This window comes from Dyella sp. (genome assembly GCF_036568765.1).
Lineage (GTDB): Bacteria > Pseudomonadota > Gammaproteobacteria > Xanthomonadales > Rhodanobacteraceae > GSA-30.
In genome coordinates, this window is sequence record NZ_DATCRY010000233.1 from 1 (window position 1) to 5400 (window position 5400).

The following is a 5400-nucleotide window of genomic DNA, read 5'->3' on the forward strand; positions in this document are numbered from 1 at the left end:
CCCTCACCCTCTTTTCTTCGAAGCCATCGAGGCTCGATCGTCGCTGGACGACATTCGTCGTGCGGCCATGTTGATCGTGCGCATACTGGCCCAGGGCGTAGCGGTTCACGAAGCGGACAACGGTCAGAAGGACGGAAAGCGAGACCCCCGCCGTCTGGATGCGCGTACCGCGATGGAACTGGTCGTCGTGCTGGGATTATTGGAGGAATGGGCTGAAGCGCTGCGCCCCGAGGAGGGCACGAGCGCCTAGCGACGGGTGCAACGAATCAGCGAAAAGAGGGTGGGGCCGCAAACGGGTGTGGCCTCGTCCTCGATCGCGGCGTTGCCCCTTCACCCCAGCCCTGTCTCAAACGAATCCTTCGGGAGAGGGGCTCTGCACGCAAGTGCGAAGTACTGAGGTTCGCCTCAGTTTGCTCCCTCTCCCCTGGCTTTGCCGGGGGAGAGGGGTGGGGTGAGGGGGGCTCTTCGCTCTTACTTAAACAACGACAACACCCGATAAGCCAATCGTACGCGTGCTCATGTCGGTCGGGGGTGGCCCATTGTCTCGCATGAAAGCAGTGGCTGCGCGTTCTACCTGCGCATTGATATTGGGTGGTGCTTTCGCGAAGGCAAAGGTCGTTGTAGTGGACGGCGCTGCGGCGGCCATGATTTTAGGGAGTATATCCATCAAGGCTTTCTCGCTGCTTCAACAAAATGTCCTATCGTCATTCGATCCTTCTAAAGGATCAATAGAAGCTGTTTGAAATACGTGGCGATAGGTGCCTACGTGTACAAAGTATTCGAAATAGTCAGATCCAATATTCAAGCTACTTGCGCTTGCCGTCACAATTTCCTTTGCAATGGGATTTTTCGCCCTTTTGATCTCCATACGCGCACGTGCGGCATGGCTTTACCCCTGCAAGCAGTTATGATCGCCAGACCTTTCGGTTCCAAGGTTCGTGCAATGAGTTTTCTAGCAAAGGTTTTGCGCCACAAGTCGGTGGAGGCGCTGCAAGCGGACGCCGGGAAGCGGGGCGATTTTCGCCGCGTTCTGGGTCTCTGGCAGCTGACCGCGATCGGCATCGGAGGCATCATCGGTGTGGGCGTGTTTGTCCTGGCCGGACAGCAGGCGGCGCTCAATGCCGGCCCGGCGGTGGTAGTCTCCTTCCTGATCGCCGGCATCGCCAGCGCGGCGGCGGCACTGTGCTACGCCGAGTTCGCCGGCATGATCCCGGTCACCGGTAGCGCCTACACCTACGGCTATGCGGTACTGGGCGAACTGGCGGCCTGGCTGATCGGCTGGGATCTGTTGCTGGAATATGCGTTGATCGTGGCGGTGGTGGCGATCGGCTGGTCTGGCTACGTGCAGGCCGCCCTGGCCAATCTCGGCTTTCACTTACCCATCTGGGCGCAAGGCGCCATCGGCACGGGCGAGGGGCATGTCTTCAACGTCATTGCCGCGTTAGTAACGCTGGGTGTTGCAGCACTGCTGATCTTCCGCACCGAGTGGGGTGCGCGTTTCAATACGTTGGTCGTGGCTATCAAGGTGGCGGCCGTTGCGCTCGTGATCGGCGTCGGCGTGTTCTACGTCAATCCGTCCAACTGGGTGCCGTTTTTCCCGACACGTATTGTCGATGCCAATGGCGTCGGCCACTTCGGTTTCCAGGGTGTGGCGACCGCTGCGGCAGTCGTGTTCTTTGCGGTGTTCGGTTACGACACACTGACGACGGCGGCGGAAGAGTCGAAGAATCCGCAGCGCGATCTGCCCCGTGCCGTGCTGCTTTCGCTGGGCATATCGATGGCCATGTACCTGGCCGTTTCGATGGTGCTGACTGGCATCGCCCATTACAGCGATCTCAACACCAGCGCGCCGGTATCCGACGCGTTCACCGGCTTGGGCTTACGTTGGGTCGCGCTCACCGTGTCGGTGTCGGCGGTGTTCGGTCTGATCAGCGTGCTGTTCGCCTTCATGCTTGGCGCCACACGCATCTGGTTCGCGCTGTCGCGCGATGGCCTGCTGCCGGGCTGGTTTGCCCATGTGCATCCGCGCTACGGCACGCCGCATCGTCCGACCATCGTGCTGGGCATTTTTACTGCCCTGGTTGCGGGACTGTTCCCGCTCGACGAAGTGGCCAAGCTGGTCAATATCGGTGTGCTGTCGGCATTTATCGTGATCTGCACGTCGATCATCGTGCTGCGCATCCGCAAGCCCAACGTGCATCGCTCGTTCCGCACGCCGTGGGTGCCGATGATTCCGTTGATCGGTATCGCGTTCTCGATCTGGTTGTTGGCTGAGCTGTCGCTGCTGACCTGGCAGGTCTTCCTGATCTGGGTCTCGCTGGGCTTGATCGTGTACTTCGGTTACGGCATCCGGCACAGCAAGCTGGCCCGTCAGTAACGGCTGTGCTCCAAAAAAGCTGCGGGTAGATAAAGGCCCTCGGAGATCGAGGGCCTTTTTTTAGCTTAGCTGCGAAGCGCTGGACGCTGTGTAACGCGGGGAGTAGGATTATTTCCTACCACTCCAGGTGGAGCATATCCCCATGGCCGCGACCCAAAAACTGAGCATTTCTCTTCCAAAAGAACAGGCCGATCTGGTGCAGAAGCTGGCCGATTCTGGACGCTATGCCAGCGTCAGCGCGGTTATCAGCGATGGGCTGCGGGTGTTGCAGGCACGCGATGCGGCGATGGAGAAATGGTTGCGCGAAGAAGTGATACCGGCCTATGAAGAACTGCGCGCAGATCCGACGAAGGGTCTGACCACCGATCAGGCTCGTACCGAGCTGGCTCGCCGGCGCAAACGACGAGCATGACGTTTTATGGTGATGCGTTACACGGTCACGATTTCGCCTGGCGTGATCGACAAGCTGGATCAGCAAGAGCAATATCTCGCCGTCAAAGCCTCGCCTCAGGTTGCGGAGCGGTATATCGACGGGTTGCTAGCTTTCCTCGATGGTCTTGACACCTTTCCAGAACGTGGACATCCACGCGATGACCTCGTATCGGGTCTGCGGATTAGCGGTTACAAAAAGTCCGCCAGCATCGCCATCGTGGTGCAGAAACCTTATGTCTTAGTTGTGGGCGTGTTCTTCGGCGGCGAGAACTACGAAAGCGAGCTGCGTCAGTTGAATCTGCAGACGATCGATCCTCAAGAACTGATAGAGCAGCACTAGATCCGATAAGGCCGCCGCATGCCGCGGCTTTTGAGTCCGCAGGATCATGCGATACCCAAATATCTTCCCTCGTGACCTCTGGCAGGGGGTGCTGATGGTCATGGCGGTCTAGCATCGCTCGGTCAGTTTTTGTACAGCCGGCGCCCCGGCCGGATTTGCCTCTTAGGGAGACCTCCTTTGAAAGTTTCGCGTCTTGCATCCGCCCTGCTCGCATCGGCCGTCGGGCTGGTCAGCTTTTCCGCCATCGCCGACGTACCGGCGCCGCAGAACGTGCCTTACCAGGGCACGCTGAAGATCCACGTCGACGCCACCGATATCGGTCGCCGCGTGTTCCGCGTGCGCGAGACGGTGCCGGCGCAGTCCGGTCCGTTGACCCTGCTGTATCCGCAGTGGCTGCCGGGCAACCATTCGCCGACCGGCCCGATCGACAAGTTTGCCGGCCTGAAGGTCACCGCCAACGGCCAGACCCTGCCGTGGAAGCGCGATACCGTGAATGTCTACGCGTTCCATGTGGAGGTGCCGCAGGGCGCGAGCAGCGTCGAGGTCGAGTTCCAGTTCCTCTCGCCGCAGGACACCCGCCAGGGCCGCGTGGTGATGACGCCGGAAATGCTCAATCTGCAGTGGAACACGGTCTCGGTGTATCCGGCTGGCTACTACGCCAACCAGATCAAGGCCGAAGCCAGCGTGACCTTCCCGGCCGGCTGGCAGTTCGGTTCCGCGCTGGATGTGGAATCCCGCAGCGGCGACACGGTGAAGTTCAAGGAAATCGACTATGACGATCTGGTCGATTCGCCGATCTACGCCGGCAAGTACTTCAAGCGCGTCGACCTGGATCCGGGCGCGAAGACGCCGGTGTTCCTCAACATCGTCGCCGACGATCCGAAGTACCTGGAAATCAAGCCCGATCAGCTGAAGGTGCACCAGAACCTGGTGCAGCAGATGTACAAGATGTACGGCGCGCATCACTACAACCACTACGATTTCCTGCTTTCGCTCAGCGACAAGATGAGCGGCAACGGCCTGGAGCATCATCGCTCCAGCGAAAACGGCGTGGGCCCGAGCTATTTCACCGAGTGGGACAAGAACGCGGTCGAGCGCGACTTGCTCTCGCATGAGTTCAACCATTCCTGGGACGGCAAGTATCGTCGTGGCGCGGATCTGGCCACGCCGAACTTCAACGTACCGATGGAAGACAGCCTGCTGTGGGTCTACGAAGGCCAGACCCAGTTCTGGGGCTACGTGATGGCCGCGCGCTCGGGCCTGTGGAAGGACGATCTGGCGCGCGACATGCTCGCTTACGTCGCTGCCACCTACGAGAAGGGTCGTCCGGGTCTGCAGCAGTGGCGCAATATCCAGGACACCACCAACGATCCGATCATCGCTCAGCGTCGCCCGTTGCCGTACCGCAACTACCAGATGAGCGAGGATTACTATTCGGGCGGCCAGATGATCTGGCTGGACGTGGACGGCAAGCTGCGTGAGCTGTCGGGCAACAAGAAGACCATCGACGATTTCGGCAAGAACTTCTTCGGTGTGAAGAACGGCGAATGGGACGTCAACACCTACACCTTCGAGGATGTGGTCAAGACGCTCAACGACATCCAGCCGTACGACTGGGCCAAGTACCTGCGCGAGCGCCTGGATGGCCACGGTCCGCTGACCGGCGGCATCGAGTCGCACGGCTGGAAACTGGTCTACACCGACAAGCCGTCGGACGCGGTCAAGGGCGTCGAAGCGCGTCGTGGTTCGACCGACCTGACCTACTCGGTCGGTGTCTCGGTGGGCAAGGGCGGCGATATCTCCGACGTGCTGTGGGACGGCCCCGCCTTCAAGGCTGGCCTGTCGCCGGGCATGAAGCTGGTTGCGGTCAACGGCAAGGAATTCTCCAGCGATGCGCTGAAGGATGCCGTCACCGCCTCGGCCAAGGACAAGAGCCAGCCGATCGAATTGCTGGTGAAGAACTTCGACGAGTACCAGACCATCCGCATCGACTACCACGATGGCCTGAAGTACCCGCACCTCGAGCGCGATACCAGCAAGCCCGATCATTTGGCCGAACTGCTCAAGGCCCGCTAAGGCATAACCCGAAGGATGCTTCTCCCCTGGCTTAAGCCCTGTCTCTTGATCACATCTTGAGGTGGCCGTAACCTGCTGCGCCCGGATAGCAAGTCTCACGGAAGGAGTCACGATGAAGGACGACGCGGCCTGGTCGCAGCAGGTTTTCGGGGAGTGTGATCTTGGCGATATCCGA

General features: G+C 60.1%; 6 protein-coding genes. All 6 read left to right on the plus strand.

Annotation, left to right across the window (positions count from 1 at the left end; all coding sequences use genetic code 11):
• Window positions 1–250: hypothetical protein (locus VIM98_RS15880; RefSeq protein WP_331994084.1), on the plus strand; the 250-nt coding region annotated here is incomplete at its 5' end.
• Window positions 251–548: 298 nt separating this feature from the next.
• A complete protein-coding gene (locus VIM98_RS15885) occupies window positions 549–743 on the plus strand; it encodes a hypothetical protein (RefSeq protein ID WP_331994085.1) in 195 nt (64 codons plus the stop codon).
• A 200-nt stretch (window positions 744–943) separates the two neighbouring features.
• On the plus strand, window positions 944–2377 hold the full coding sequence (locus VIM98_RS15890; protein WP_331994086.1) for an amino acid permease: 1434 nt from the start codon (window positions 944–946) through the stop codon (window positions 2375–2377).
• A gap of 142 nt (window positions 2378–2519) precedes the next feature.
• On the plus strand, window positions 2520–2789 hold the full coding sequence (locus VIM98_RS15895) for a ribbon-helix-helix domain-containing protein (RefSeq protein WP_331994087.1): 270 nt from the start codon (window positions 2520–2522) through the stop codon (window positions 2787–2789).
• A 6-nt stretch (window positions 2790–2795) separates the two neighbouring features.
• A complete protein-coding gene (locus VIM98_RS15900) occupies window positions 2796–3149 on the plus strand; it encodes a type II toxin-antitoxin system RelE/ParE family toxin (RefSeq protein ID WP_331994088.1) in 354 nt (117 codons plus the stop codon).
• A 177-nt stretch (window positions 3150–3326) separates the two neighbouring features.
• Window positions 3327–5225 (plus strand): M61 family peptidase, encoded by a 1899-nt coding sequence (locus tag VIM98_RS15905; RefSeq protein WP_331994089.1) that lies wholly within the window; start codon window positions 3327–3329, stop codon window positions 5223–5225.
• Window positions 5226–5400 lie beyond the last annotated feature (175 nt).